General features: G+C 37.0%; 25 protein-coding genes and 1 riboswitch. Of the genes, 18 read left to right on the forward strand and 7 right to left on the reverse strand.

What is annotated here, in order from left to right:
* Positions 1 to 94 precede the first annotated feature (94 nt).
* Positions 95 to 970, reverse strand: coding sequence for a LysR substrate-binding domain-containing protein (locus tag F981_RS06885; RefSeq protein WP_004719911.1), 876 nt, complete (start codon positions 968 to 970; stop codon positions 95 to 97).
* A 145-nt stretch (positions 971 to 1115) separates the two neighbouring features.
* On the opposite strand from F981_RS06885, the gene F981_RS06890 reads away from it, so the two are divergent.
* The gene (locus F981_RS06890; RefSeq protein WP_004719917.1) at positions 1116 to 2534 is read left to right on the forward strand and encodes an aspartate ammonia-lyase; all 1419 of its coding nucleotides are present in this window, start codon (positions 1116 to 1118) and stop codon (positions 2532 to 2534) included.
* A 144-nt stretch (positions 2535 to 2678) separates the two neighbouring features.
* On the opposite strand, the gene F981_RS06895 is transcribed toward F981_RS06890, so the two are convergent.
* Positions 2679 to 3143 (reverse strand): hypothetical protein, encoded by a 465-nt coding sequence (locus F981_RS06895; protein WP_004719918.1) that lies wholly within the window; start codon positions 3141 to 3143, stop codon positions 2679 to 2681.
* A gap of 229 nt (positions 3144 to 3372) precedes the next feature.
* Between F981_RS06895 and F981_RS06900 the strand changes: the two genes are divergently transcribed.
* From F981_RS06900 to F981_RS06955, 13 genes are all read left to right on the forward strand, one after another.
* Positions 3373 to 5013, forward strand: a complete 1641-nt coding sequence (locus tag F981_RS06900) for a CTP synthase (RefSeq protein ID WP_004719920.1) — start codon at positions 3373 to 3375, stop codon at positions 5011 to 5013.
* A 30-nt stretch (positions 5014 to 5043) separates the two neighbouring features.
* Positions 5044 to 5901 (forward strand): 3-deoxy-8-phosphooctulonate synthase, encoded by an 858-nt coding sequence (gene kdsA, locus F981_RS06905; RefSeq protein WP_004719923.1) that lies wholly within the window; start codon positions 5044 to 5046, stop codon positions 5899 to 5901.
* Positions 5902 to 5946: 45 nt separating this feature from the next.
* Positions 5947 to 7236 carry a phosphopyruvate hydratase gene (gene eno, locus F981_RS06910; RefSeq protein WP_004719930.1) on the forward strand — a complete coding sequence of 430 codons (1290 nt, stop codon included), beginning with the start codon at positions 5947 to 5949 and terminating at the stop codon, positions 7234 to 7236.
* Positions 7237 to 7639: 403 nt separating this feature from the next.
* Positions 7640 to 8026, forward strand: coding sequence for a cell division protein FtsB (gene ftsB / locus F981_RS06915; protein WP_004719933.1), 387 nt, complete (start codon positions 7640 to 7642; stop codon positions 8024 to 8026).
* A complete protein-coding gene (ispD, locus tag F981_RS06920) occupies positions 7989 to 8708 on the forward strand; it encodes a 2-C-methyl-D-erythritol 4-phosphate cytidylyltransferase (RefSeq protein WP_004719934.1) in 720 nt (239 codons plus the stop codon). The genes ftsB and ispD overlap by 38 nt, the downstream gene beginning before the upstream one ends.
* Before the next feature lie 99 nt (positions 8709 to 8807).
* Positions 8808 to 9944: a rod shape-determining protein RodA gene (rodA, locus tag F981_RS06925; protein WP_004719936.1), complete on the forward strand. Its 1137-nt coding sequence runs from the start codon at positions 8808 to 8810 to the stop codon at positions 9942 to 9944.
* Positions 9945 to 10303: 359 nt separating this feature from the next.
* Complete coding sequence (locus F981_RS06930; RefSeq protein ID WP_004719941.1) at positions 10304 to 11548, forward strand: hypothetical protein; 1245 nt, start codon at positions 10304 to 10306, stop codon at positions 11546 to 11548.
* A 322-nt stretch (positions 11549 to 11870) separates the two neighbouring features.
* Entirely contained in the window at positions 11871 to 13139 is a 1269-nt protein-coding gene (locus F981_RS06935; protein WP_004719943.1) for a D-amino acid dehydrogenase, read from the forward strand.
* Between the two features lie 18 nt (positions 13140 to 13157).
* Complete coding sequence (locus F981_RS06940) at positions 13158 to 13817, forward strand: Imm19 family immunity protein (RefSeq protein WP_004719944.1); 660 nt, start codon at positions 13158 to 13160, stop codon at positions 13815 to 13817.
* Positions 13818 to 13831: 14 nt separating this feature from the next.
* Positions 13832 to 13966, forward strand: a complete 135-nt coding sequence (locus F981_RS24330) for a hypothetical protein (protein WP_004719945.1) — start codon at positions 13832 to 13834, stop codon at positions 13964 to 13966.
* Between the two features lie 69 nt (positions 13967 to 14035).
* A complete protein-coding gene (locus F981_RS06945) occupies positions 14036 to 14473 on the forward strand; it encodes an ankyrin repeat domain-containing protein (protein ID WP_016539729.1) in 438 nt (145 codons plus the stop codon).
* A gap of 59 nt (positions 14474 to 14532) precedes the next feature.
* A riboswitch (glycine riboswitch) is annotated at positions 14533 to 14621 on the forward strand.
* 173 nt (positions 14622 to 14794) lie between these two features.
* A complete protein-coding gene (locus F981_RS06950; RefSeq protein WP_004719949.1) occupies positions 14795 to 16039 on the forward strand; it encodes a D-amino acid dehydrogenase in 1245 nt (414 codons plus the stop codon).
* An 82-nt stretch (positions 16040 to 16121) separates the two neighbouring features.
* Entirely contained in the window at positions 16122 to 16730 is a 609-nt protein-coding gene (locus F981_RS06955) for a DUF4303 domain-containing protein (protein WP_004719951.1), read from the forward strand.
* 80 nt (positions 16731 to 16810) lie between these two features.
* Here the strand turns inward: F981_RS06955 and nfsB are convergent, their stop codons facing one another.
* From nfsB to F981_RS06970, 3 genes are all read right to left on the reverse strand, one after another.
* A complete protein-coding gene (nfsB, locus tag F981_RS06960) occupies positions 16811 to 17464 on the reverse strand; it encodes an oxygen-insensitive NAD(P)H nitroreductase (RefSeq protein WP_004719955.1) in 654 nt (217 codons plus the stop codon).
* Positions 17465 to 17566: 102 nt separating this feature from the next.
* Complete coding sequence (locus tag F981_RS06965) at positions 17567 to 18310, reverse strand: UDP-2,3-diacylglucosamine diphosphatase (RefSeq protein ID WP_004719957.1); 744 nt, start codon at positions 18308 to 18310, stop codon at positions 17567 to 17569.
* A gap of 93 nt (positions 18311 to 18403) precedes the next feature.
* A complete protein-coding gene (locus F981_RS06970; RefSeq protein ID WP_004719959.1) occupies positions 18404 to 18913 on the reverse strand; it encodes a peptidylprolyl isomerase in 510 nt (169 codons plus the stop codon).
* A gap of 168 nt (positions 18914 to 19081) precedes the next feature.
* Between F981_RS06970 and F981_RS06975 the strand changes: the two genes are divergently transcribed.
* Both F981_RS06975 and F981_RS06980 read left to right on the forward strand, forming a co-directional pair.
* Positions 19082 to 20803 (forward strand): glutamine--tRNA ligase/YqeY domain fusion protein, encoded by a 1722-nt coding sequence (locus F981_RS06975; RefSeq protein ID WP_004719961.1) that lies wholly within the window; start codon positions 19082 to 19084, stop codon positions 20801 to 20803.
* A 135-nt stretch (positions 20804 to 20938) separates the two neighbouring features.
* Complete coding sequence (locus F981_RS06980; protein ID WP_004719963.1) at positions 20939 to 21259, forward strand: pyrimidine/purine nucleoside phosphorylase; 321 nt, start codon at positions 20939 to 20941, stop codon at positions 21257 to 21259.
* A gap of 24 nt (positions 21260 to 21283) precedes the next feature.
* Here the strand turns inward: F981_RS06980 and F981_RS06985 are convergent, their stop codons facing one another.
* The gene (locus F981_RS06985; RefSeq protein ID WP_004719965.1) at positions 21284 to 22180 is read right to left on the reverse strand and encodes a LysR family transcriptional regulator; all 897 of its coding nucleotides are present in this window, start codon (positions 22178 to 22180) and stop codon (positions 21284 to 21286) included.
* 104 nt (positions 22181 to 22284) lie between these two features.
* Between F981_RS06985 and F981_RS06990 the strand changes: the two genes are divergently transcribed.
* A complete protein-coding gene (locus F981_RS06990) occupies positions 22285 to 23337 on the forward strand; it encodes an aldo/keto reductase (RefSeq protein WP_004719971.1) in 1053 nt (350 codons plus the stop codon).
* A 108-nt stretch (positions 23338 to 23445) separates the two neighbouring features.
* Entirely contained in the window at positions 23446 to 23889 is a 444-nt protein-coding gene (locus F981_RS06995) for an SRPBCC domain-containing protein (RefSeq protein WP_004719972.1), read from the forward strand.
* 57 nt (positions 23890 to 23946) lie between these two features.
* Here the strand turns inward: F981_RS06995 and F981_RS07000 are convergent, their stop codons facing one another.
* Positions 23947 to 24483 carry a lecithin retinol acyltransferase family protein gene (locus tag F981_RS07000; RefSeq protein ID WP_004719973.1) on the reverse strand — a complete coding sequence of 179 codons (537 nt, stop codon included), beginning with the start codon at positions 24481 to 24483 and terminating at the stop codon, positions 23947 to 23949.
* Positions 24484 to 24578 lie beyond the last annotated feature (95 nt).

The raw sequence follows: 24578 nt of genomic DNA on the forward strand, positions 1-24578 counted from the left end.
TTAGATCTGTCAGTTTTAATTGTTCAACTGGGGGGATTGATCCTAAGTTGTTAGGTCAAGGTAAATATTAAAAATAAATTTTTAAAATAAAGACCTATTTAAGCGCTAAATAATTCCAAACAAAATTTATCTTTTGCGAGTAAATAATATTGCTACGAACGATATAAATATCTTGAAAGAAACTATAACCATCAAGTATTTTTAATTTATTTTCATTTATTTCTTCTTCAATCAGTAAGCGAGGCAGCCAAGCTACACCTAAGCCTTGTAAAGCCAAGGCTTTTAAGTCACTGGCATTATCTGTTTCATATAACGTTCGGTAATTGAGTTTACTTTCTATAATTTTATCTACGCATTTTCTCAGATAAGCTTGTTTACTATAGGCTAAAAGGGGGAAGGATTGGTTAAGTTGGTATTTAGGTAATCCATTTTTGCTTGCTGTAACTGGCACAATTTGCATATTTACAATTTTATGATAAGTAAAAAGTGTGAGATCCAATTGTTGTAAAGTGAGTTGATCACAATAACAAATGAGAAAATCACAAGAACCTTCTTTTAATAAATGTATGCCTTGTTGCAGATTTGCAGCAATAATTTCCAACTTTAGATCATTATAGTCTGAGTATAGTTTTTGAATAAATTTGGGAAAAAACTGTGTGATGAGTGAGTGTGATACTGCAAATTTAATTGAGAGTTCATTATCCTTAATATTTTTTTCTAAATACTTTATTGTTGTATCCATTTGGTTCTGAATATTTTTTGCTGTTGAAAGCAAGACTTGACCAGCATCTGTAAAATCAATGTTTTTACTATAACGCTTTAAAATTTGAAACCCTAACGACTCTTCAATATTTTGTATTCTACGTGTAAAAGCCGATTGAGTGACATGACGTATAGCTGCTGCTTTAGAAATGGATTTTTCTTGGTCTAATGCAAGAAGATCCTCTATCCACCGAATTTCAAGCGTCATGTTCAATCACCAATAAATATTTAACTCAAGCAAAGTATAACAAGTGATATGCAAAAAATGCATACAGATATATTTTTTTACATTGGTCAAGTTTAGATTGTTTCACCTAAGATGAATTGATTATCTTCGTAGAGTTACATTGCAAATGAACATTGAAATTAAAACGAGAACTGAGAAAGATTTATTGGGAATGAAAGAAGTCCCATTTCATTGCTATTACGGTGTACAAACATTAAGAGCGGTTGAGAACTTTAACCTAAGTGCGCATAAATTAAGTCATTTTCCTATTTTTATTCAAGCGCTTGCTATGGTGAAGTCTGCTTGTGTAGAGGCTAATTTTAAATTAAATAAAATTGAAGAAAATAAATATAAAGCGATTCGGCATTCATGTCAGCAATTAATAAATGGTTCATACCATAATCAATTCCCTATTGATATGATTCAGGGTGGGGCAGGAACTTCTACAAATATGAATGCAAATGAAGTTATTGCAAACATTGGATTAGAGTTTCTTGGTCATGCAAAAGGCGAATATCAATATCTACATCCCAATAACGATGTAAATATGTCTCAATCGACCAATGATGTATACCCAAGTGCAATAAAAATAGGTCTATTATTTGCATTGGATCATCTCAACGTACCGTTTCAAAAACTAATTGAAAGCCTAGGTCGCAAAGCTGAAGAGTTCTCTGATATCTTGAAAATGGGACGTACTCAGTTACAAGATGCGGTACCGATGACATTAGGGCAAGAATTTAGTGCTTTTGCGCATACCTTACAAAATGATTTGCAAAAGTTAAATCATATTATGCCAGATTCACTTAGTGTGATTAATTTAGGTGGGACTGCAATCGGTACGGGGATTAATACCGAGGTTGAGTATCGCTTAAATGCGATTCAAGCTTTATCAGAAATCACCGGTAAAAACATTTCAAGCTCGCCTGATTTGATTGAAGCGACTACAGATATGGGTGACTTTGTACTTTTATCAAGTTTACTCAAACGTACTGCAACAAAGTTGTCTAAAATCTCTAATGATTTACGTTTGTTATCGAGTGGGCCGCGTACTGGTATAGGTGAGATACAATTGGAACCACGTCAGCCTGGTAGTTCAATCATGCCAGGAAAAGTAAATCCAGTAATTCCTGAAGCGATGAATTTGGCGTGCTATCAAATTATTGCAAATGATTTAGCAATTACTTTGGCTGCAGAAGGTGGTCAACTACAATTAAATGCGTTTGAACCATTAATTGCGCTTAAACTATTTGAATCTATTGAGTTATTAGGCAAAGCGATGCAAATGCTGAATGAAAAATGCATTCAAAATATTCGTGCCAATGCGGCGCATTGTCAGCATTTAGTGGATAACTCAATTGGTATCATTACCGTGCTAAACCCATATTTAGGTTATGAAACCACTACACGAATTGCAAAGATGGCAAATGAATCGGGTGAGAGTGTTTTGGCTTTGATCAAAGCTGAGGGATTACTTTCAGATGAAATTTTAGCAGATGTACTTGCTGTTCATAATATGGTTCAGCCAAAACAACATGCGGCTTAGTTTTTAAAAGCTAAAGGTACAATTAAACTCATTCATGACTTATTATAAGAAATTAAGTTTCATATGGCATATGCAACTTAATACTTATGTAGAGTTATAAAAAAAGGGAAATTATAATTTCCCTTTTTTTAGCGATGCAAAATCTTAGTTTTTCAAAGCTGGTGTAGCAGCAGCGATGGCAGCGGCAACAGCATCATCTTCAGATTGTGCTGAGCCAGAGCTTGCTTTTGGTGCTGGTGTTTTGGTTTGTGCAGTTTCAGTTTTTACTGACTCTGCTTTTGCAGGCTTCGCCTCAGTTGCAGCAGGTTTACTTTCCGCTTGTGCACTTGGCATAGTTGCATGGGCTTCATGCGTTGGCTCGCGTCGAATTTCTGTGGTTGTATTTGCTGTTTCTGTGCGTTCAACTTCTACATGTGCCGGAATTTCGACTTGTTGTGCATTATTCTGTTCAACGCTTGGTAAGCTTTCAAACTGTGTCGGTTCAGAAGTCGCAGGTTGAGCAGTTTCAACTTTCTCTTGCTCAGCTTCTTTAGGCTCTTCTTTTTTTACACAAGCAGATACCAAAAGCGCTGTCGCAATTGCACCACAAATTAAAAATTTCTTATTCATAATGACTCAAAACAAAAGGTATTAAAGAGATGTTACTTAGTATAACAGCAAAATGATATTTAAAAATCACCTTATCAAGTGCTAATTTTTTATTGGAAATGCTGATAGAATAGCCAATTGTTTATTGTTCTATGAATTGATGTGAATTGACTTTGCTTTCTTGGTACAAGGTAAAGTAAAATCGCACAACATTGTAGGCCAATTTAGGCTCCATTGTACGAGAAACTTAATGACCCATTTTATATTCGTAACTGGTGGTGTTGTATCATCACTAGGTAAAGGTATTTCAGCTGCTTCAGTTGCTGCACTTTTAGAAGCCCGTGGTTTAAAAGTAACCATGGTCAAAATGGATCCATACATTAATGTCGATCCTGGGACTATGAGCCCATTCCAGCACGGTGAAGTATTTGTCACAGAAGATGGTGCTGAAACTGACTTAGATTTGGGTTATTACGAGCGTTTCTTACGTCGTGCCAAAATGACCAAATTAAATAACTTTACATCAGGTCGTGTTTATCAAGACGTTTTAAATAAAGAACGTCGTGGTGATTATCTCGGCGGTACAGTACAAGTTATTCCACATATTACGGATAATATTAAAGAACGTGTTCTTCGCGCAGGCGAAGGTTATGACGTTGCCATTGTGGAAATCGGTGGCACAGTAGGTGACATTGAATCTCTCCCATTCATGGAATCTGTACGTCAGTTGATGGTTGAGCTTGGTCATAAACGTACCATGTTGATGCATTTGACTTTATTACCTTATATCAAGTCTGCTGCTGAACTTAAAACCAAACCAACTCAACATTCTGTTAAAGAATTATTGTCGATTGGTATTCAACCAGACATTCTGATTTGTCGTACTGAACATGATGTTGACGCAGATACCACCCGTAAAATTGCACTCTTTACAAACGTTGAAGCGCGTGCTGTTGTGGTGTGTAAAGATGCACGTTCAATTTATCAAATCCCACGTACATTCTATGAACAAAACGTTGATGATTTAATCTGTGAACGCTTTGGTTATGACAGCTTACCTGAAGCCGATCTTTCGGATTGGGATCATGTGGTTGAAGCATTATTGAATCCAGAGTACACAGTTCGTGTGGCGATGGTCGGTAAATATGTTGAATTGCCAGATGCATATAAGTCTGTCAATGAAGCACTTTTACATGCGGGTATTCAAAATCGGGTCAAAGTTCAAATTGACTATATCAATGCTGAAGAGCTTGAAAGCCAAAATCCTGCAGAAGTATTAAAAGGTATCGATGCAATCTTGGTTCCTGGCGGTTTTGGTGAACGTGGTACTGAAGGCAAAATGCAGGCAATTCAATATGCCCGTGAAAACAAAGTACCTTTCTTGGGTATTTGTTTAGGTATGCAATTGGCCGTGATTGAATTTGCTCGTCATGTTGCTGCTATGCCAGAAGCGACTTCTACAGAGTTTAATCGTTCAACAAAATTCCCATTGATTGGTTTAATTACTGAATGGTTAGATGAACGTGGTGAAATCCAGCATCGTAGTACTGAGTCAAACCTTGGTGGCACAATGCGTTTAGGTGCACAAAAATCAGAATTGGTTGAAGGCACTAAAACACGTGAAGTTTACGGCAAAGCTGAAATTACTGAACGTCATCGTCACCGTTATGAAATGAATGATCGTTTTATTCCTGCAATTGAACAGGCAGGTATGAAAATTTCGGGTTATTCTACAGCGCAACATCTTGTTGAAACTGTAGAAATTCCTGAACATCCTTGGTTTATTGCTGTACAATTCCACCCGGAATTTACAAGTTCACCACGTGATGGACATCCATTATTTGCGAGTTTTATCGATGCCGCTAAAAAGCAGCACCAAAACAGCAAGTAAGTATGTAAGAACTTAAACTAGGAAGTTTAAATGTCACAATTAAAACCACAAGAAATTGTACGTTTAGGCGATATACAAATGGCAAATCACTTGCCATTTGTATTATTCGGCGGCATGAACGTACTTGAGTCGAAAGACTTGGCTTTTGAAATTGCAGAAACGTATGTCGATATCTGTACTCGTTTAGAGATACCGTATGTATTTAAAGCCAGTTTTGATAAAGCCAATCGTTCAAGCTTACATTCGTTCCGTGGCCCCGGTTTGGAAAAAGGCATCGAATGGTTAGGCGACATTAAAAAGCATTTTAATGTTCCGATTATTACCGATGTTCATGAACCTCACCAAGCTGCAGCTGTCGCTGAAGTTGCTGACATTATCCAGCTTCCTGCATTTCTCAGTCGTCAGACTGATTTGGTTGAAGCAATGGCGAAAACTCAAGCCATTATCAACATCAAAAAAGCACAATTCCTTTCTCCTCGTGAAATGAGCCATATTCTAAACAAATGTTTAGAAGCGGGTAATAACAAGCTCATTTTGTGTGAACGTGGTACGTCATTTGGCTATAACAACTTAGTTGTTGATATGTTGGGTTTCGACATCATGAAAGAAATGAATGTGCCAGTATTTTTTGATGTCACGCATGCATTGCAAACACCGGGCGGTCGTGCTGATTCAGCAGGTGGTCGTCGTGCGCAAATCACGACCTTAGCACGTGCGGGTATGGCAACAGGGCTTGCAGGTTTATTTTTAGAAAGTCATCCAGACCCTGAAAATGCAAAATGTGATGGTCCTTGTGCATTACGTATGTCACAGCTTGAGCCATTTTTAGCACAGTTAAAAGAATTGGATACCTTAGTTAAAGGTTTCAAAAAGTTAGATACACATTGATGCGCTTAGAAAGCATCTTATTTTTAATCAACTGAGGAATTATTCATGAGCCAAATCGTTGACATTCGTGCACGTGAAATTTTGGACTCTCGTGGTAACCCAACCATCGAAGCAGACGTAATCCTAGACTCTGGCGTTGTTGGCCGTGCATGTGCACCATCTGGTGCTTCAACTGGTTCTCGTGAAGCTTTAGAACTTCGTGACGGTGATCAATCACGTTACTTAGGTAAAGGTGTTCGCACTGCAGTTCAAAACGTAAATGGTCAAATCAAAGACTTATTAAAAGGTCAAAACGTATTTGAACAAAAAGCGCTTGATGACAAAATGATTGCGCTTGATGGCACTGAAAACAAAGAAAAATTAGGTGCAAATGCAACATTGGCTGTATCTTTGGCGGCTGCACGTGCAGCTGCTGTTGAGAAGAAAACTGAATTGTTCCAATACATTGCAGATCTTCGTGGTCAAACAACTTTGTCTATGCCTGTTCCAATGATGAACATCTTGAACGGTGGCGCACATGCGGACAACACTGTTGATATTCAAGAATTCATGATTGAGCCTGTAGGTTTCACATCTTTTGCTGAATCTTTGCGTGCTGGTGCTGAAATTTTCCATGCTTTGAAATCTGTATTGAAAAAGCAAGGTTTAAATACAGCAGTTGGTGATGAAGGTGGTTTTGCACCTAACTTACGTTCAAATGAAGAAGCAATTACTGTTATTCTTTCTGCAATTGAAACAACTGGTTATAAAGCTGGTTCTGATATTATGCTTGCGCTTGATTGTGCATCTTCAGAATTCTACAAAAATGGTCAATATATTCTTGCGGGTGAAGGCAACAAAGCATTCACAAGCAACCAATTTGCTGACTATCTTGCTGGCCTTGTTAAACAATATCCAATTATCTCAATTGAAGATGGTTTAGATGAGTCTGATTGGGAAGGTTGGAGCTATTTAACTTCTATCCTTGGTGATAAAATCCAATTGGTCGGTGACGATTTGTTCGTTACAAACCCTAAGATTTTACAACGTGGTATTGATGAGAAAGTAGGTAACTCTATCTTAATCAAATACAACCAAATCGGTACTTTGTCTGAAACTTTAGATGCAATCTATCTTGCTAAAGCGAATGGTTATAGCACTGTGATTTCACACCGTTCAGGTGAAACTGAAGATTCTACAATTGCGGATCTTGCAGTGGGTACAGCAGCAGGTCAAATCAAGACTGGTTCACTTTGCCGTTCTGACCGTGTTGCAAAATATAACCAATTGCTTCGTATTGAAGAATTGACTCATGCTGCTTATCGCGGTAAAGCTGAGTTTAAAGGTTTAAATTAATATCTTTTATTGATTTAAATTAAAAAAAGCCATTCTTTTATTTGATATAGGGAATGGCTTTTTTATACGCTAAAAAATAATCATGAATAGTATGTTTTAAGTGAAATTTAATATTATGTAATTGATTGATAATAAAATTTAAGGTAAGAATTTAATTAACTTAGTTTATTGAAAAAGAAAATTTATAATAAATAATATCGCGATATGTGAGTTTTTAGCATAAAGATAATTTTTAGATTTTTAATTACAAAGTAGATTATTGATCACCCACTTATTTTTTATAAAGAAAGAAAAGTTATTTTGTTCTAGTTTTGCAGTTTTCGCATAGTTTAGTGTTCTTCATACAAAATATTTGATGTATATTAGCATCTTAATTTAATGCTGTTACTCAAGACGCAAATCCATGTTAGAAGTCTTTAAAACAACTTCAAGTAAAGTGATTGCAGTACTCGCGATTTTAATCGTTGTGGTATTACAATATCGCTTTTGGTTCGGTGAGGGTGGTCATTTCCCTCATCAAGCTTTACTACAGCAAATTGAACAGCAAGCTGAAGTCAATGCTGAGTTAAAAGAACGCAACCGAATTCTTGCTGCCGAAGTGTATGATCTAAAAAATGGTGCTGAAGCCATAGAAGAACATGCACGTTTAGACCTCGGTCTAGTTAAGCCACATGAAACTTTTGTACAGATGAGTACAATTAGTACCCATTACAAACCTATTTATACCGATCCAAGTGTAGATTTAAGAACCAATGAAGATGACAACGAACCTGCGCCAGAACAACCGTAAAATTTGGGCAATTGTTCCTGCGGCTGGCTCAGGTCGTCGTTTTTCAAAAACCGAACTTAAACAATACCAAGTCATCCAAAATCAAACAGTGTTAGCGCATACCATAGCGCGTCTAAACGATTTACCGCTTGCGGGTTATGTACTCGCTGTTGGTGAGCAAGACCATTATGCGCAAACATTGCCATTAAAAAATAAACATTTGAGCCATTTTTGTTTGGGTGGTGCAGAACGTGTTGATTCGGTTTTAAATGCGTTGCGTTATTTAGAACAATTTGCGCAAGCCGATGATTTGGTCTTTGTACATGATGCTGCGCGTCCTTGTGTGACACAGCAATGTCTTGAAAACTTAGTCGATACCGCAATAAACCTGAACAGCAGTGCAATTCTTGCAATTCCTGTAAGAGATACTTTGAAGTGTGTTGAAAATCAGCAGGATATCAATAAAACAGTAAGTCGTGATCAATTGTGGCAAGCACAGACACCACAAATTTCTACCTTTTCAAAGCTTAAAACTGCAATCGAAGCAGCTTTAGCGAATAATATTGTCATTACAGACGAGGCGAGTGCATTGGAATATATCAATGAACCTGTCAAAGTGGTCATGGGGCGTTCTGATAATATTAAAATTACTTATCCAGATGATTTGGAGTTGGCCAAGTTAATTTTGCAATCGCAGCAATAAAACTACGAAAATAAAAATAATTATGCATTGATTGATTTTCTCAACCGCTATTTATCTCTATAATTTGACCAGATTAAACTAGGTTTAAGATTTGTATTCATGACACCATCGCCACAGTATAAGTTTTTACGTCAATCAGTCAGAGATGGTTTAAGTATTAATCAAAAAGTTTCAAGGTGGGACAAACTACACCTTGATCCTTGGTTATTGGGCTTTTTAATTATCAATGCGATTTTGGGTTTATTGATGGTCTATAGCGCATCTTCTGAAGATATGTCTATGGTCATTCGACAAGCCGTGAGTTTCGGTGTTGGTTTTGTTCTGCTTTTTATTTGTGCACAAATTCCACCAAAAGTATATCAAGCGATTAGTCCTTGGTTTTATTTGTTTGCAATTTTGTTGTTGATTCTGGTTTTATTGGTTGGTGATGTTCGATTAGGCGCAAAGCGCTGGCTGACTATTCCCGGGATTGGCAGTATGCAACCCAGCGAATTTATGAAGTTTGCCATGCCACTGATGATGGCATGGTATTTTGCACGTAACCCGTTGCCGCCTAAGTTTAAACATATTGTAATTGCCTTGGTCATCATGATGGTGCCTTTCGTATTGGCGTTGTTACAGCCAGATTTGGCAATTGGTATCGTGATTGGTGGTGTGTTTGCTTTGTTTTTAAGTGGCATGTCGTGGACTCTAATTATTGGGACCTTAGCGGCATTGGCACTGGCTTTTCCTTTAATTTGGACTTTTGTATTACAAGCTTATCAAAAGAAAAGGATTATGACCTTATTTGACCCTGAGTCAGATGCGCTTGGTGCAGGATGGAACATTATCCAATCTAAAATTGCGATTGGTTCAGGCGGAATGACAGGGCGTGGATTCTTAGAAGGAACACAGTCTCAGCTGGGTTATTTACCTGAACATCATACTGATTTTATTATGTCGACCTATGCAGAAGAATTTGGCTTTATTGGGGTATTCTTCTTATTTGCACTTTATACCGCAATGATTTTTAGATGTATGATCATTAGCTTAAGCAGCTTCCATAACTATGGCCGTTTATTGGCAGGTACGATTGGTTTGTCTTTGTTTTTCTATGTATTTGTAAACTCGGGTATGGTCAGTGGGATTTTACCTGTAACTGGTGATCCATTACCGCTGATGAGTTATGGTGGATCAGCCGTAATTGCATTGTTAGCGAGTTTTGGTATTGTTATGTCTATCCATACGCATAAATAAAATCTTTGCAATTTATAATTTCTCAATCTAAAGCTATTCCTTCTCTTTTTTAAGAGAAGGATAGTATCAAACATAAAACACAAACTTTTTTTTAAACTTAAGCCCCTTATATAGTCAACCTGTCAAAAATTCAGATACAAAAATACAATTTCTCCTCATTAATAAAGATCTTTCATAAATCAAAAAATGATCATGTAGAGTGAATTATATTGGTATTGAAAGTTTCTTCTCCCTGTGGGCATAGGTATCTACACAATTAAATCTATTTAAGTTAAATTGGAGAGCATGCTCTCCAATTTAACATTCCACACTTAGATAACCGATTAGTTAAACGCTACGGACGTCTTGTAAAACTTAATATGAATCCACTTGCTTCATTAGCCCCAGCGCTTAAAGATATTGCCTCTACCCAAAAGACTAGCTTTGCTACCACCCAAGCAGTCTGGCGTTTCTTAAATAACGAAAACGTTTCATTTCAGCAACTCAATCAGCCTATTCAAAAACTTGCGCTTGAACAAATCGCTCTATCGAATCACCACTATGCCTTAGTTGCTCATGATTGGTCTCAACTACAATATTTAAAACATAACAACAAGTTAAGTAGATTCAAAAGAACACATGCAAGTGACAAAGGCTATGAATTACAAAGCAGTTTATTAATTGATGCTGAAACCGGTTTACCCATTGCACCATTAGATCAAACTTTATGTGATGCTACTGAACGTTATTCAACATTTACTGATGGGCATAAAATAAAAGAAACCCATTTAAACGCACTATGTGAACAAATCGAACATATTGAGTCTTTACCAATAGAAAAGAAACTCGTACATATTATTGATCGTGAAGGAGATTCAATTGCTCATCTTAGGTTATTGAATCAACAAGAACATTTATTTCTTATTCGAGGTAAAGAAGGAAATCGTGTTGAATATCAAGGAGAAGATGTTAAGTTAAGAGACGTATCAGACCAAATACCAACTACACAAACCCATACAATTCAATATAAAGGGAATTGCGAACAACTTTATATTGGTGAAACTCAAATCAGTATTACGCGTAATGCAAGACCAATGCAAAAAGACGAAACGGGAAAAAGAATTCCACCACAAAAGGGAAAGTCATTAACCGTTCGACTGATTGTAGTTGAAGTTAAAAATAAGCAAGGAAAATCACTTTCTCGTTGGAGCTTATTAAGTAATGTACCATCAGAAATACCAAGTATAGAATTGGCAACTTGGTATTACTGGCGTTGGAAAATAGAAAACTATTTTAAGTTGTTAAAACAGGCGGGCCATGACATTGAGTCATGGCTACAAACAACTCCGCAAGCGATATTAAGACGACTCTTAATTGCAAGTATGGCATGTGTATTAACTTGGCGAATACAGCGAGAAAATGATGAGAAAAATTCAAGAGTTAGAGTCTTTCTAACACGTCTATCAGGAAGGCAACAAAAAAGAGGAACAAGGGAAAGTGCTCCAGCAATCTTGGCTGGTCTGTCAATATTACTGAATACACTACAATTATTATCTGAACATTCGGTTGATGACCTTAAGCTGATTGCTGAAATTGCATTAGAGTCTCTAACAAAAGATGTGTAGATACCTATGCCCAAAGGGAGAAGGCTAGGATGAGGGAGCTTTAGTTTCAAAAGACATAAGCTTTATTTATCATCAGTGACTTGATAGAAATCACTTTTATGAATAATTAGATGGTTTGACTATAGCTTGCTAATAGTTTAAAAATCATGTGATATTGTGAATGATTTATCTATTTAAAGTTGAATTAAAGCTGACATTTCAACATCAAATCGGTATTGCTAAATCTGTTCTAAGTGCTAAATTAAAATAGTCATATAAATTATTTCTCTAACTACATCATTTTTATTATAAGACGATTAATTCGTATAAGGTTCGGTTCAGTATGCATATCATCATCATGGGGGCAGGTGTTATTGGTACAACATCCGCCTACTATCTAAAACAAGCAGGTCATGAAGTCACTGTGATTGATCGACAACCCAATGTGGCTTTAGAAACCAGTTTTGCCAATGCAGGGCAGATTTCTCCGGGTTATGCATCACCTTGGGCTGCACCAGGTATTCCACTAAAAGCGTTTAAATGGATGTTTCAACCACATTCACCATTGGCGATTAAGCTAACAGGCGATATGCATCAGTATCAGTGGATGGTCCGTATGTTGGCTGAATGTAATATCAATCGCTATCAGATCAATAAAGAGCGAATGGTACGAATTTCTGAATATAGCCGTGACTGTTTGGATGAGTTACGTGCAGAGACCAAGATTCATTTTGATGAACGTCAACTAGGCACATTACAACTTTTTCGTAAACAACATCAATTGGATGTGGCAGGCAAAGATACCGAAGTTTTAAAACATGAAGGTGTACCCTTTGAGTTGCTGGATAAAGCTGGGGTCATCAAGGCTGAACCTGCTTTAGCCCATGCTACAGTCGATTTTGTTGGTGGTTTGCGTTTACCCAATGACCAGACAGGCGATTGCCAAAAATTTACAACAGAGTTGGCAGAACTTGCAGCCAAACAAGGGGTCAATTTTTTATTTAATACGGTAATCGAATCAATCGAAAAAGATGCTGAACGGATTACCGCGATTCACTTGAAAGATGGTAGCAAAATCAAGGGAGATGCTTATGTCATGGCATTGGGCAGTTATAGTCATGAAATGCTCAAACAATTGGAAATAGATGCACCTGTATACCCATTAAAAGGCTATTCGATCACCACCAAAATTGTTGATCCTGCACTATCACCTGTTTCTACAATCCTAGATGAGTCTTATAAAATTGCCTTAACCCGTTTTGATGATCGAATTCGTGTAGGGGGGATGGCTGAAATTAATGGTTTTGATCGCTCTTTAAAATCTAGCCGTGAAGACACTTTGCTTATGGTTTTACAACAACTATTTCCAAATGCAAGTGACATATCAGATGCACATTTCTGGACGGGTTTAAGACCAGCCACACCAGATGGCACACCGATTGTTGGTAAAACAAGGTATCAAAATCTATATACCAATACAGGGCATGGAACTTTAGGTTGGACTATGTCATGTGGTTCAGCAAAATTATTATCCGATATTATTTCTGGAACCACACCACAAATTGAATATGATGATTTGAATGTGTTCCGATATGACTCAGTAAATCACTAAGACGATTGTTAAGGCGAGATGAATCAAAATCACCAAGTCGCGGAACAAGAAATTTCATTTTCCAATGTGCATTTTTGGCATTGGTTTCTGCTTTTATTTCGTGGTTTTGATGAAGAAAAGGAGCTGAATTTAGATGAGGCGATTCAGGAAGCGGTTGGCTTAGATCCATATAACAAAGAATTAGCCGCGTGGTATCAATCATTTCTACCCAGTGAAAATAATAGCATTCGAAATTATCAATTTTCCATTAGTGCGGATATTCGGGTATATATCCAGTTTGCTCAAGAGCAGATCAACTATTATATTAATGATCTATACATAGGCAATCTGGGTGGGCACTTTGAAGCATGGTTTTTTACGCTAGAAGAGTTTCTGAGTTTTCAATTGAATGATCAGCATTTCTTACTATTGTTAGCAATGCTGGGTGTTGAACCTCAACAGACTTTAGACGTTAGAATTCAAATATCAAAAAGATTAAATAACATTCCGTCATTTCAAGGACAACAAGATTACATTGCAAATTGTATCGTGAATGGTTTAAAGATGAATCAAGAATTTTATCAGGATGAACAAATCGGGATATTAAATCGACAAAATCATAGTATGCGCAATGTTGAGTTATATCCTGATGATTTGGAACATATAAAAACCATTAATCTTATTTTAAAGCATGATTAAATAGGAAAATAACAATGAAAGCGTTGTTTACAGCCATTAGATATAGGGAAATTGAAAATATTCAACGACTGATTGAGAAAAAGCCTGAATTGGTCAATTGTGTTGCTAAAGCACCTCCGAAGAAAGATGATGGTTTATCTCCATTATAAGTTGCATTTAAAACCTTCAACATATGGGCTGTGAGATTTTTTATTGAACATGGCGCAGATGTTAATTATATGGATCAATCGGAAGTTAATACTTGGAATATGCCTGTATTACATGATGCTGTGATGGCAATTGTGGCATTGGCTCGCTTTGAGTATCCAATTGATCCGTGGGATAAAATTAAAAAAAGTCAAATAGAAATTCGTGGGAAGAAAGAAAATTTTGATGCTGTACTTATGTTATTAGAAATAATGATTGAAAAAGGTGCTGATGTAAATTCTCAAGACAGTAAAGGTAATACAGTGCTGCATAGAGCTTGTTTAGATGTTGAAAATAGACGGTTTGATCAGCATCAATTGTCAGTTGCAACTTTGGAAGATGTCCGACAGCTTTTTCAATTACTGATAAAGTATGGCGCTGATTTGAATCAAGCAACAACAACGCGAGAGTCGCTGATCAAGTTATTTCCAAACCTATTTGAAGAACTTGATTTAAAAATTAGAGAATAATTAAACAATTTTACTTGTATTCGAACAAATTCATGGCATATTAATTGCTAATACAAGGAAAGATGATTGCAGGAGAGAAGTCTCTTGCGGACTCGCCGAAGGAGCAACGACCCCGGAAACTCTCAGGCAAAAGGACTGTAATCATTGTAAAACCTCTGGAGAGAAGTCATTCTATTGAAAACAAAAAAGAAATGACTCACCGAAGGGGATGGTAAGGCCTAAATAGTTTAGGTTTTTATCGAAGCTCTCAGGTACACATGACAGATGGGGCATACATTGACAATGTAATAAAAAAATATTGCATTTCAACGGAGTGTGCGTATGTGTCATGTCGTCATTATTGGTTCTGGTATTACAGGTGTTACCTCTGCCTATGAACTTTCTCAATTAGGTTATCAAGTTACTGTTATTGATAAACATTTATTTCCTGCTATGGAAACATCATTTGCCAATGGTGGACAATTGTCTGCGTGTAATGCTGAAGTGTGGAATCAAAAATCCACCGTGTTAAAAGGCATCAAATGGATGGCAAAAAAAAATGCACCATTATTGCTCAATCCGTCTTTTGATTTGCACAAGTATGCATGGCTGGTCGAATTTCTTGGCAACATCAAACACTATGAAGAAAATACTCAAAATACAGTGAAAATGGCACTTTTAGCACGTCAAAGGCTATTTAATATTGCTGAACAAGAAGGGATAGATTTTGACTTAGAAAAACGAGGCATCTTGCATTTCTATCATTCGGAATATGATTATAAAGTTGCAACTAGTGTAAATGAATTGCTATGTAAAGGTGGTCTAGAACGCCATGCAGTGACCAATGAAGAAATTAAATCCATCGAACCGAGTTTAATGGGTGAATACTATGGTGGTTTTTATTGCCCAGGTGATGCAACTGGTGATATCCATAAATTTACTACTGGACTTGCCAAAGCCACTGAAAAATATGGGGTAAAATATTTATTTGGTATGGAAGTTGTTGATGTAGAGCACACAGCCAACGGGGTGAATATTAAATACCACTCAAGTGTTGAAAATATGGAAGGCAGCTCAGTAGCAATCGAACAACTCAGTGCAGATGCCGTGGTGATTTGTGGTGGTGTTGGCAGTTACCAATTGGCCAATCAATTGGGCGATCGTGTGAATGTTTATCCTGTAAAAGGCTATTCAATCACCGTACAATTGGATGATGAAAAAAGTATCAATGGCGCACCTTGGGTCAGCTTGCTCGATGAAAGTGCGAAAATCGTCACGTCACGATTAGGCGCTAATCGTTTACGTATTGCTGGAACTGCTGAATTTAATGGCTATAATCGAGATATCCGCTCAGATCGTATCCAACCTTTAACAGATTGGGTTAATAAGAATTTCGATATTTCAACCGAGCATTGTATCCCGTGGGCGGGATTACGTCCGATGATGCCGAATATGATGCCTGTGGTAAAACGTGGAAAACGTGAACGGGTATTTTACAATACAGGGCATGGGCATTTAGGCTGGACGTTGTCTGCTGCAACAGCTGTGATGATTAGTCAGGAAATTGCAAGCTCGCATCCGATTTAATCATCTAGGCAATATTTTTGTATTTGCACTCTGGTGAATGTCCATATCCACCAGAGTGCTGGTAAAAATAATTAGGTGTGTTATGAATATAGAATCAACAACGCAAAAGCACTGGCATGAAACGAGTTATGCAAAGTTAGTTGAATCGATTCAATATATTGCACAAAATTATCATGATGTGTACGCCTTGGCCTTGTACTATTATTGTGACGACGATGAACCTTGTTTTCCCAAAGTTGAACTTAACTTTAATACCAATGAACAGTTTCAAGCGCAAATTTCTGAAGCTTCGAGTCAAGCTGAAGCGAAATGGAATTATGCCTATTGGTTACAAGAACCGTCTTGGGATATTGGTGGAGAGAATGATCAGCTTTTGGCACAATGGTTTGAGCAAACGCCATTTTATTATTCTCAAAAACAGATGGAATATGCTGAACAAGAAGATGATGCGCTATTTAATGAACTTTTAGAAAAAGGCGAGCAGTTTGCTCAATTGTTTATTACACAAATAATCAAAATGGTTCAGCAATTATTTTCTGAAAATATTCTTCAAGATACATTTGGGAAAAATCTTCCAGTCATTATTCATGAGCTTGAATATTATGAAGAACCCATTTCGTGGACCAAAAGAGCCAATCCAAGTGCATTAATCAATGAATTTATGGATGCCTGTGAAAGTGATTCCTCTTAACAAAATATGCTTATGATTCAATGCTGAGGGACGTGATGTGCCCCACAGCACTTATTGAGTGGAAGCAAGCACTTTAAACGTTATAGACGAGTAAAGACTTCTTCTTGGGTCAAACGAGACTTGGGCAATTTTGCATTAAAGTCAGTATCACTACGATAACCGAGTGTCATAATCACAGACGGGACCAAATTCTTTTCAATTAAGCCTAATTCTTCAGTCAGAATATCTTCGTCAAAACCACCGATTGGCGTTGCATCGATACCTTCAATACCTGCAGCTAATAGCATTTGACCCAGTGCGATAAAGGTTTGATTTTCCGCCCAGCGCTGAATATCACCTTTTTCATTGCGATAATAAGAGACATAGCCTGTACGACTGTCTTTTTGACCTTGCTTAGCCTTGTCATCTTTAAAGCGGCCACTGAGATCATCCTGCTGAAGTAAATTACTCAGGTGCTGTTCTGTAATATCTGCTTTGGTACAGAATAAAATCGTATGTGATGAATCTAAAACCTTTGGTGCGTTGTAGCTATATTTTCCGACTAAGGCTTTAGCAATACGTTGTTTAGCTGCATCATTGTCAGCAATAAAAAAATGCCAAGGCTGGATATTGATTGACGATGGGGTTAAACGCAGGATTTCAAGTAAACGTGCAAATTGTGCTTGAGGAATCTTTTTAGAAGAATCATAAGCTTTTGTGGTGTAACGTGTTTTTGCTACATTTAATACATCCATAAGGAGATCTCATATATCGTAAATTTTCGATATATTGTATGCTAAAATCGCGAAATGTGAATCTTCAAAACGTAAATAAAGGTGAAAAATCATGATTTTTAATCAATCGGTAAAGTGATTTTTATCTGAAATTGTCCATCTAATAAATTTCCAATCCGCATTTTCATCCACTTCTAAAATCATTGCTTCAGATGTTTTTTCACGCCAATCCCCTAAAACAATTCTAGCTTTACCATTTACATCATGAATTTCAGGGCGATGGGTATGACCATGAACCAACAGATCGACATTATTAATTGCTTTTTCAATAGCTTGTTGGTTAACATCCATAATTTCATAGGATTTATTTTGTTGAGACTCACGGCTTTTTTTACGGAAACCATTGGCAAGTTTTTGTCTAAAACCAAGTGGGGTGCTTTTTAAAAGTCCCAATACAATCGGATTGCGAATAATTTTTTTAAATCGTTGATAAGAGATATCATCGGTACATAAAGCATCGCCATGTTCAAGACGAAATTTTTTATCACCAATGTTAAATGTATAAAATTCAGGAAGTAATTTACCATTAAACTGATTTAAAAATGTCTGCCCTAAAGCAAAATCACGGTTACCCACTTGAAAATAAATTTGATTACCAGCTTGCAAGGAAAATTGTTTTAGATGCTCAATAATTTCATCTAACCAAGGCGCAGTATAATCATCCCCAATCCAAGCATTAAACCAGTCACCGAGAATAAACAGTTGCGTATTTTGATATTTATAGTGTTCTAATAAATCAAAAAACCCTCGAACCAGTCGAGGGTGTTCTGGTGACAAATGTAAATCAGCGATAAACAGATAGGTCACTTATTTTTCCTATTTAATAACTCCTCCCAAGCTTGCTTTGTAAGGGGAAAAGTATCCCTTTATTTAAAAGTCAGCTTCGGGAGGATTTATAAATTATTCAGAGATAATTTTTGCAGATTCAATCACAATGTTTTCTAAAGGAACATCAGCATGATAACCACGGTTACCTGTACGAACACCTTTGATTGCATCAACAATGTCTAAGCCTTCAGTTACTTTACCAAACACTGCATAACCCCAACCTTGAGCAGTTTTGCCTGTATGATTAAGGAAAGAGTTGTTTTTGACATTGATGAAGAATTGTGCAGAAGCAGAGTGAGGTGCTTGAGTACGTGCCATTGCAACCGTACCTTCATCATTGCTTAAACCATTGTCTGCTTCATTTTCAATTGAATCACGTGTGGTTTTTTCTTTGAAGTTTTCATCCATACCACCGCCTTGGATCATGAAACCTTCAATAACACGATGGAAGATTACGCCATCATAAAAACCATCACGAACATATTCTAAAAAGTTAGCAACAGTTTTTGGTGCTTTTTCAGAGTTAAGTTCAAGAACAATGCGTCCTTTGTTGGTGTTTAATTCGACTTGAGGAAAACTCATTCTATAATCTCCTAATCATGACTTAAAATGTCATGGGTTTTTGGTTGAGAGAAGCATAAGCAAACTGTAAACTACATAGCAAGTAAAAATGTGAAATTCTTTTGTTAAAAAAGGATAAAATCACATTTTCTATATTCAATTTTAACTTTTAGAAGTGATTTATCAACTATGAAGCCAAATGATGTTGTTTCAGAACTGCCAAAAACCCCGACAAATAGTCCAAGCCCTGTCGATAATGCGCAGCAAGAACAACAAGCGGGCTTAGATTTTGTACGCCAAGTCATTACAGAAGATTTGGCAGCGGGCCGTACACAAAAGGTTGTTACACGTTTTCCACCTGAGCCAAATGGTTATCTACATATTGGTCATGTAAAGGCTATTTGCTTAAATTTTGGCATCGCTCAAGAATACGATGGTTTGTGTAACTTGCGTTTTGATGACACCAACCCAGATGCTGAAGAACAAGAATATGTTGATGGTATTGCCAATGACGTAAAATGGTTAGGTTTTGAGTGGAATGGCGAACCTCGCTATGCATCAAGCTATTTTGACCAATTACATACTTGGGCAGTTCAGTTGATCAAACAGGGCGATGCTTATGTAGATCTACAAAGCCCAGAAGAAATTAGAATTAACCGTGGTAATTTTGTCGAGCCAGGTAAAAACTCACCTTATCGTGATGCATCTATTGAAGAAAACCTTGCTCGTTTTGAAAAAATGAACAATGGTGAATTGGCCGAAGGTGAAGCAGTATTACGTGCCAAAATTGATATGACATCACCAAATGTACATATGCGTGATCCAATTCTATATCGTGTACTTCATTCAGAACATCACCAAACGGGTGATAAATGGAAAATGTACCCAATGTATGACTATGCTCATCCATTGTCAGATGCGATTGAAGGGATTACCCATTCATTATGTACCTTAGAGTTTCAAGACCATCGTCCATTTTATGATTGGGTGGTTGAAAAAGTGCATTCACAATCAGTTCCACGTCAGTATGAATCTAGCCGTTTAAATATAGACTATACGATTACCTCTAAACGTAAATTACGTAAATTGGTAGAAGGTAACTATGTTCATGGTTGGGATGACCCGCGTATGCCAACTGTGGTGGGCATGCGTCGTCGTGGTTTTACCCCTGAAGGGTTACGTGAGTTCTGTAAGCGTGTAGGCGTGTCTAAAACAGACGGTATCGTTGATGTGGCTATGCTTGAGTTCTGTATTCGTCAATCTCTTGAAAATACAGCAGCACGTGGTATGGCTGTTTTAAATCCGCTGAAAGTAACTTTGACTAACTTGCCAGCAGATTTGGACTTAAGCCATGCACGTCATCCAAATGTAGATATGGGCGATCGTATTATTCCTTTAACCTCTGAAATTTTTATTGATCGTAAAGACTTTGAAGAAGTTCCACCAAAAGGTTTTAAACGTTTAGTTCCTGAGGGTGAAGTACGTTTACGCCATGCTTATGTGATTAAGTGTGATGAAGTGATTAAAGATGCCAATGGCGAAGTGATCGAGTTGAAATGTTCAATTGATCCTGAAACTTTAGGTAAAAACCCAGAAGGTCGTAAAGTGAAAGGCGTTGTACATTGGGTTTCTGCGTCGAAAGGGATTCCTGCTGAGGTTCGTGTTTACGATCGTTTATTCACTGAAGCTGCACCAGATGCAGATGATGATTTCTTGGCAAATTTAAATCCAGAATCTTTAACGGTACTTCAAGCGGTGATCGAGCCTGCTTTGGCCCAAGCGCAACCAGAAGATCGTTTCCAGTTTGAGCGTGAGGGTTATTTTGTTGCGGATCAATATGATCATACGGCAGATAAACCTGTGTTTAACCGTGTCTTAGATTTGAAAGATAGCTTTAAACCGGGTAAATAATTTTATTCAATCCTGAATAAAATCATGATTTAAGACCTAGCTTCGGCTAGGTTTTTTTATACTGTTTAAAATTGATTGAGGAATACTATAGAAAAGCGATATAGTAAATGCACAAATAATAATCAGGACAAATATATGTCTTCCCAATTTGATTTTGTTACGGTCCATATTAAACCTAATATTCATTATAAAGGGCGATCAATCAGTTATCTTATCGAATGCAAAGATGGTTCGAAGAAAACATTGGGGGTAATTTTACCCACAGAGAAACCTTTAACTTTTGAAACTCATGTGACTGAGCGCATTGAGATTGTCTCTGGAAAATGCTTGGTTCGGATAGCAGATCAAGAAGAAATGGAAGTTTACAGTTCTGGAGAGTCTTTTACTGTTCCTGCAAATAGCCGTTTTAGTCTGCAATCCAGCGAAGTTGTAGATTATGTTTGTCATCTGGAATAACGGATAACGTTAGCCAAATCATCATTAGAATTCTTTAAAGTAATCCTGTAAATACTCAATAAAAACTTTTACTTTATCAGAGATTAATTTTTTATCTGGAATAACAGCATAAATAGCAGTGGGTTCTACCCTAAAATCAGGAAGCACATGAACCAGTTTTCCTGAATCTAAATCGTTTTTGACATGCCAAAGCGAGTGATTGGATATGCCGAGCCCTGCCAAAGATGCCTGACGAATCCCTTCGCCTGAGTTGGTAATAAAATATCCATTTACCTGGATATCTAATCTTCTATTTGGGTTACTGTGATCCAGAAAGTTCCATGTATTGCTGATGCCTTGTTGATGACGCTGCACGATACAACGATGTTGTTGTAAATCTTCTAAACGTTTGGGGATACCAAATTTAGCGAGATATTCAGGTGCAGCACAAAGTAAGCGTTTATTGATAGATAATGGTTTTGCGATGAAAGAAGAATCTTGTAGTTTGCCAATGCGAATCGCAAGATCCATACCTTGGGTAATAAGATCTACATTTTGGTCATTTAAATCTAAATTGATTAATAATTCAGGGTGTTGTTTTAAAAACTCAGCAATAACCTGAACCAGTATCTGTGTTCCAAAGGTTGCGGAAGCCGTGATATTGATGCTTCCTGAAAGTTTTTGATCTTGAAGCTTTAAATTTTCGGTTAATGTCTGGAAACTATCGAGTAGTGGACGTCCTTGCTCAATCAATATTTTGGCTTCTTCGGTCAGACTCAATTTCCGTGTCGTGCGATAAAAAAGTTTAAGACTGAGCTGATTTTCAAGCCTTTGCACTCGTTGACTTGCCACTGAAACTGCAATATTGGCTTCTTTTGCCGCTTGGCTGATTGAACCTAAATCTGCGACACGTAAGAAGAATTGGAAGTCTTGTGTATTCATTTTCCATAAAATCGAAAAAGTAATTCCTCATTATCCTGATTTTTAAAATAATACCAAGTTGTTATTTTGTGATGAGACACATTATTCAATCAAGGTGAATGATCATGAAATATAATTTTTTAGGCAATTCTGGTTTAAAAGTATCTGAGTTGGGATTTGGTGCTGGAACCCTTGGAGGAAAAGGTCCTCTATTTTCTGCATGGGGACAAGCAGGGCAAAAAGAAGCCAATCAAATGATTACCACATGTATAGATGCAGGAATTAATTTCTTTGATACGGCCGATGTGTATTCAGACGGTGAATCTGAAAAAATGCTTGGAATTGCATTAGCACCTTATCGGCACAATGCGATTATTTCAACTAAAGTTGCGCTTCGTAGCAATGAACAAGTGAATCAGGTCGGATTGAGTCGTCATTATTTAATTCATGCAGTAGAACAATCGTTAAAACGCTTAAATACAGACTATATCGATGTTTTACAGTTACATCAGTTTGATAGCTTTACTTCGCTAGATCAGCTTATGAAAACTTTAGATGAATTGGTCCGAAGCGGAAAAGTTCGTTATATCGGGGCATCTAATTTTTCAGGCTGGCAATTGATGAAAGCGCAGTCGATTGCAGATCGTTATGGTTATGAAAAAATGGTGGCACATCAGGTGTATTATTCATTGATAGGTCGGGATTATGAATGGGAACTGATGCCTTTAAATCATGATCAGCATATTGGTGCTGTTGTGTGGAGTCCTTTGGGATGGGGACGTTTGACAGGTAAGTTTGATCGTAAGCATCCTTTGCCTGAAAATAGTCGCTTACATGAAACAGCACAATTTGCGCCACCTGTAAACGAAGAATATCTCTATCAAGTAATAGACGCATTAAAACAGATTGCATTAGACACGGGATATTCAGTCCCACAAATTGCTTTAAAATGGCTGTTAACACGAGCTACAGTGTCTACTGTACTGATTGGTGCTCGAAATCAACAACAACTGCAAGATAATCTAATCGCAAAAGATCTAGTGCTTACGGATTCACAATTACAGCGTTTAAATCAAGTCAGTGCGGTTCATCCAGCATATCCATATTACCCGTATTGGAATGGTCAATTTTCAGAGCGCTATCAGAGCATAGTTGAATCATCACTTATTCAAAACTAATTCGTTAAATTTGTTAACAAAAACATGATACTGATTACATAGCACTTATGTTATCAGTATCACTTTGTTATCCATATAGTTCTATATAAGCTTAGAAGAGTAATAAGAATGAATCCAACCATTGAAACTCAAATGTTAATTCGTAAACCCGTATCTGCGGTTTTTAATGCATTTATTGATCCTGAAATTACTTCAAAATTCTGGTTTAGTCGTTCTACAGGACCCCTAAAAGAAGGCAAAATTGTGCAATGGAGTTGGGATAAGTATCAAGTCAGCTCAAAGGTTATGGTATTTAACATTATTGAAAATAAATTGATTCAAATTACTTGGGGTGAACCCAAAACATCGGTAGATTTTATATTTGAAGAAATCAGCTCCGAGCACACCTATTTAAAAATTAGAAATTACGATATTTCGTTGCAAGGCTCTGAACTGATTCAATTTATTATCGATGCAACTGGGGGATTCACCACAGTGCTGGATGGTTTAAAAGCTTATTTGGAACACGGATTAGAACTCAAATTGGTTGAAGACAAATTTCCACCATTTTAATGGTGATTTAAAATCAGGGCTTTGCCTAAGGTCATGTGAACAACCTAGTTGAGTATTTTACTTTTTAGGTTGCTGTTCTTTAAGTGATAAATAGGTTGGAAGTTTTAATTTTGACTGAGCCCTGAGTTTCATTTTTATATATAAAACCAAAGCAAAACAGGTGGTTGCAACTGTTAAAAATAAGCCATTCATATAGGTCATGATTGAACTGATATAGCCAATCGTGGTTAAACGGTTCATCATTTTTACCACTTGAGGGCTACTTTCAACCCCTGTAATTGCCCAACTACACAGATGTTCACAATTATTGATAATCAAATGATAGCTGTTTTCGTTCATGCGTGTACGCATACGTCGAACTACATGACGACCAGAAAACTTAGGTTGATCATAGTAACGGACACGGATCACTTTACCATGTGAAAATTTTTCAAGTGAAGTGATTTCGATTGGGCGTTTTTTTACAAAATGTGCCAGCCCAGAATAATGTATAACACGACCTTTTCCAGCATAGATTCCATGATGGCTATAGCCAAAATTTTTGACGATTAAATGCGCACCTAAAGGGTATTTAGCTATTTGTTTTGTCTGCATATTCCACTCAGTTCAAATAAAGTGTACACATGTATTTAATTGAAAGGATAGTTTGATTATAACCATGCAAAATGAATTTGATAGCCCTTAAAGTG

The sequence above is a fragment of the Acinetobacter guillouiae CIP 63.46 genome, assembly GCF_000368145.1.
Taxonomy (GTDB): domain Bacteria; phylum Pseudomonadota; class Gammaproteobacteria; order Pseudomonadales; family Moraxellaceae; genus Acinetobacter; species Acinetobacter guillouiae.

Excerpts from the sequence above, each read along its gene's own strand:
- F981_RS06885 (WP_004719911.1), bottom strand. The coding sequence starts at position 970 with ATGACGCTTGAAATTCGGTGGATAGAGGATCTTCTTGCATTAGACCAA.
- F981_RS06890 (WP_004719917.1), top strand. The coding sequence starts at position 1,116 with ATGAACATTGAAATTAAAACGAGAACTGAGAAAGATTTATTGGGAATG.
- F981_RS06895 (WP_004719918.1), bottom strand. The coding sequence starts at position 3,143 with ATGAATAAGAAATTTTTAATTTGTGGTGCAATTGCGACAGCGCTTTTG.
- F981_RS06900 (WP_004719920.1), top strand. The coding sequence starts at position 3,373 with ATGACCCATTTTATATTCGTAACTGGTGGTGTTGTATCATCACTAGGT.
- kdsA (WP_004719923.1), top strand. The coding sequence starts at position 5,044 with ATGTCACAATTAAAACCACAAGAAATTGTACGTTTAGGCGATATACAA.
- eno (WP_004719930.1), top strand. The coding sequence starts at position 5,947 with ATGAGCCAAATCGTTGACATTCGTGCACGTGAAATTTTGGACTCTCGT.
- ftsB (WP_004719933.1), top strand. The coding sequence starts at position 7,640 with ATGTTAGAAGTCTTTAAAACAACTTCAAGTAAAGTGATTGCAGTACTC.
- ispD (WP_004719934.1), top strand. The coding sequence starts at position 7,989 with ATGAAGATGACAACGAACCTGCGCCAGAACAACCGTAAAATTTGGGCA.
- rodA (WP_004719936.1), top strand. The coding sequence starts at position 8,808 with ATGACACCATCGCCACAGTATAAGTTTTTACGTCAATCAGTCAGAGAT.
- F981_RS06930 (WP_004719941.1), top strand. The coding sequence starts at position 10,304 with ATGAATCCACTTGCTTCATTAGCCCCAGCGCTTAAAGATATTGCCTCT.
- F981_RS06935 (WP_004719943.1), top strand. The coding sequence starts at position 11,871 with ATGCATATCATCATCATGGGGGCAGGTGTTATTGGTACAACATCCGCC.
- F981_RS06940 (WP_004719944.1), top strand. The coding sequence starts at position 13,158 with ATGAATCAAAATCACCAAGTCGCGGAACAAGAAATTTCATTTTCCAAT.
- F981_RS24330 (WP_004719945.1), top strand. The coding sequence starts at position 13,832 with ATGAAAGCGTTGTTTACAGCCATTAGATATAGGGAAATTGAAAATATT.
- F981_RS06945 (WP_016539729.1), top strand. The coding sequence starts at position 14,036 with ATGGATCAATCGGAAGTTAATACTTGGAATATGCCTGTATTACATGAT.
- F981_RS06950 (WP_004719949.1), top strand. The coding sequence starts at position 14,795 with ATGTGTCATGTCGTCATTATTGGTTCTGGTATTACAGGTGTTACCTCT.
- F981_RS06955 (WP_004719951.1), top strand. The coding sequence starts at position 16,122 with ATGAATATAGAATCAACAACGCAAAAGCACTGGCATGAAACGAGTTAT.
- nfsB (WP_004719955.1), bottom strand. The coding sequence starts at position 17,464 with ATGGATGTATTAAATGTAGCAAAAACACGTTACACCACAAAAGCTTAT.
- F981_RS06970 (WP_004719959.1), bottom strand. The coding sequence starts at position 18,913 with ATGAGTTTTCCTCAAGTCGAATTAAACACCAACAAAGGACGCATTGTT.
- F981_RS06975 (WP_004719961.1), top strand. The coding sequence starts at position 19,082 with ATGAAGCCAAATGATGTTGTTTCAGAACTGCCAAAAACCCCGACAAAT.
- F981_RS06980 (WP_004719963.1), top strand. The coding sequence starts at position 20,939 with ATGTCTTCCCAATTTGATTTTGTTACGGTCCATATTAAACCTAATATT.
- F981_RS06985 (WP_004719965.1), bottom strand. The coding sequence starts at position 22,180 with ATGAATACACAAGACTTCCAATTCTTCTTACGTGTCGCAGATTTAGGT.
- F981_RS06990 (WP_004719971.1), top strand. The coding sequence starts at position 22,285 with ATGAAATATAATTTTTTAGGCAATTCTGGTTTAAAAGTATCTGAGTTG.
- F981_RS06995 (WP_004719972.1), top strand. The coding sequence starts at position 23,446 with ATGAATCCAACCATTGAAACTCAAATGTTAATTCGTAAACCCGTATCT.
- F981_RS07000 (WP_004719973.1), bottom strand. The coding sequence starts at position 24,483 with ATGCAGACAAAACAAATAGCTAAATACCCTTTAGGTGCGCATTTAATC.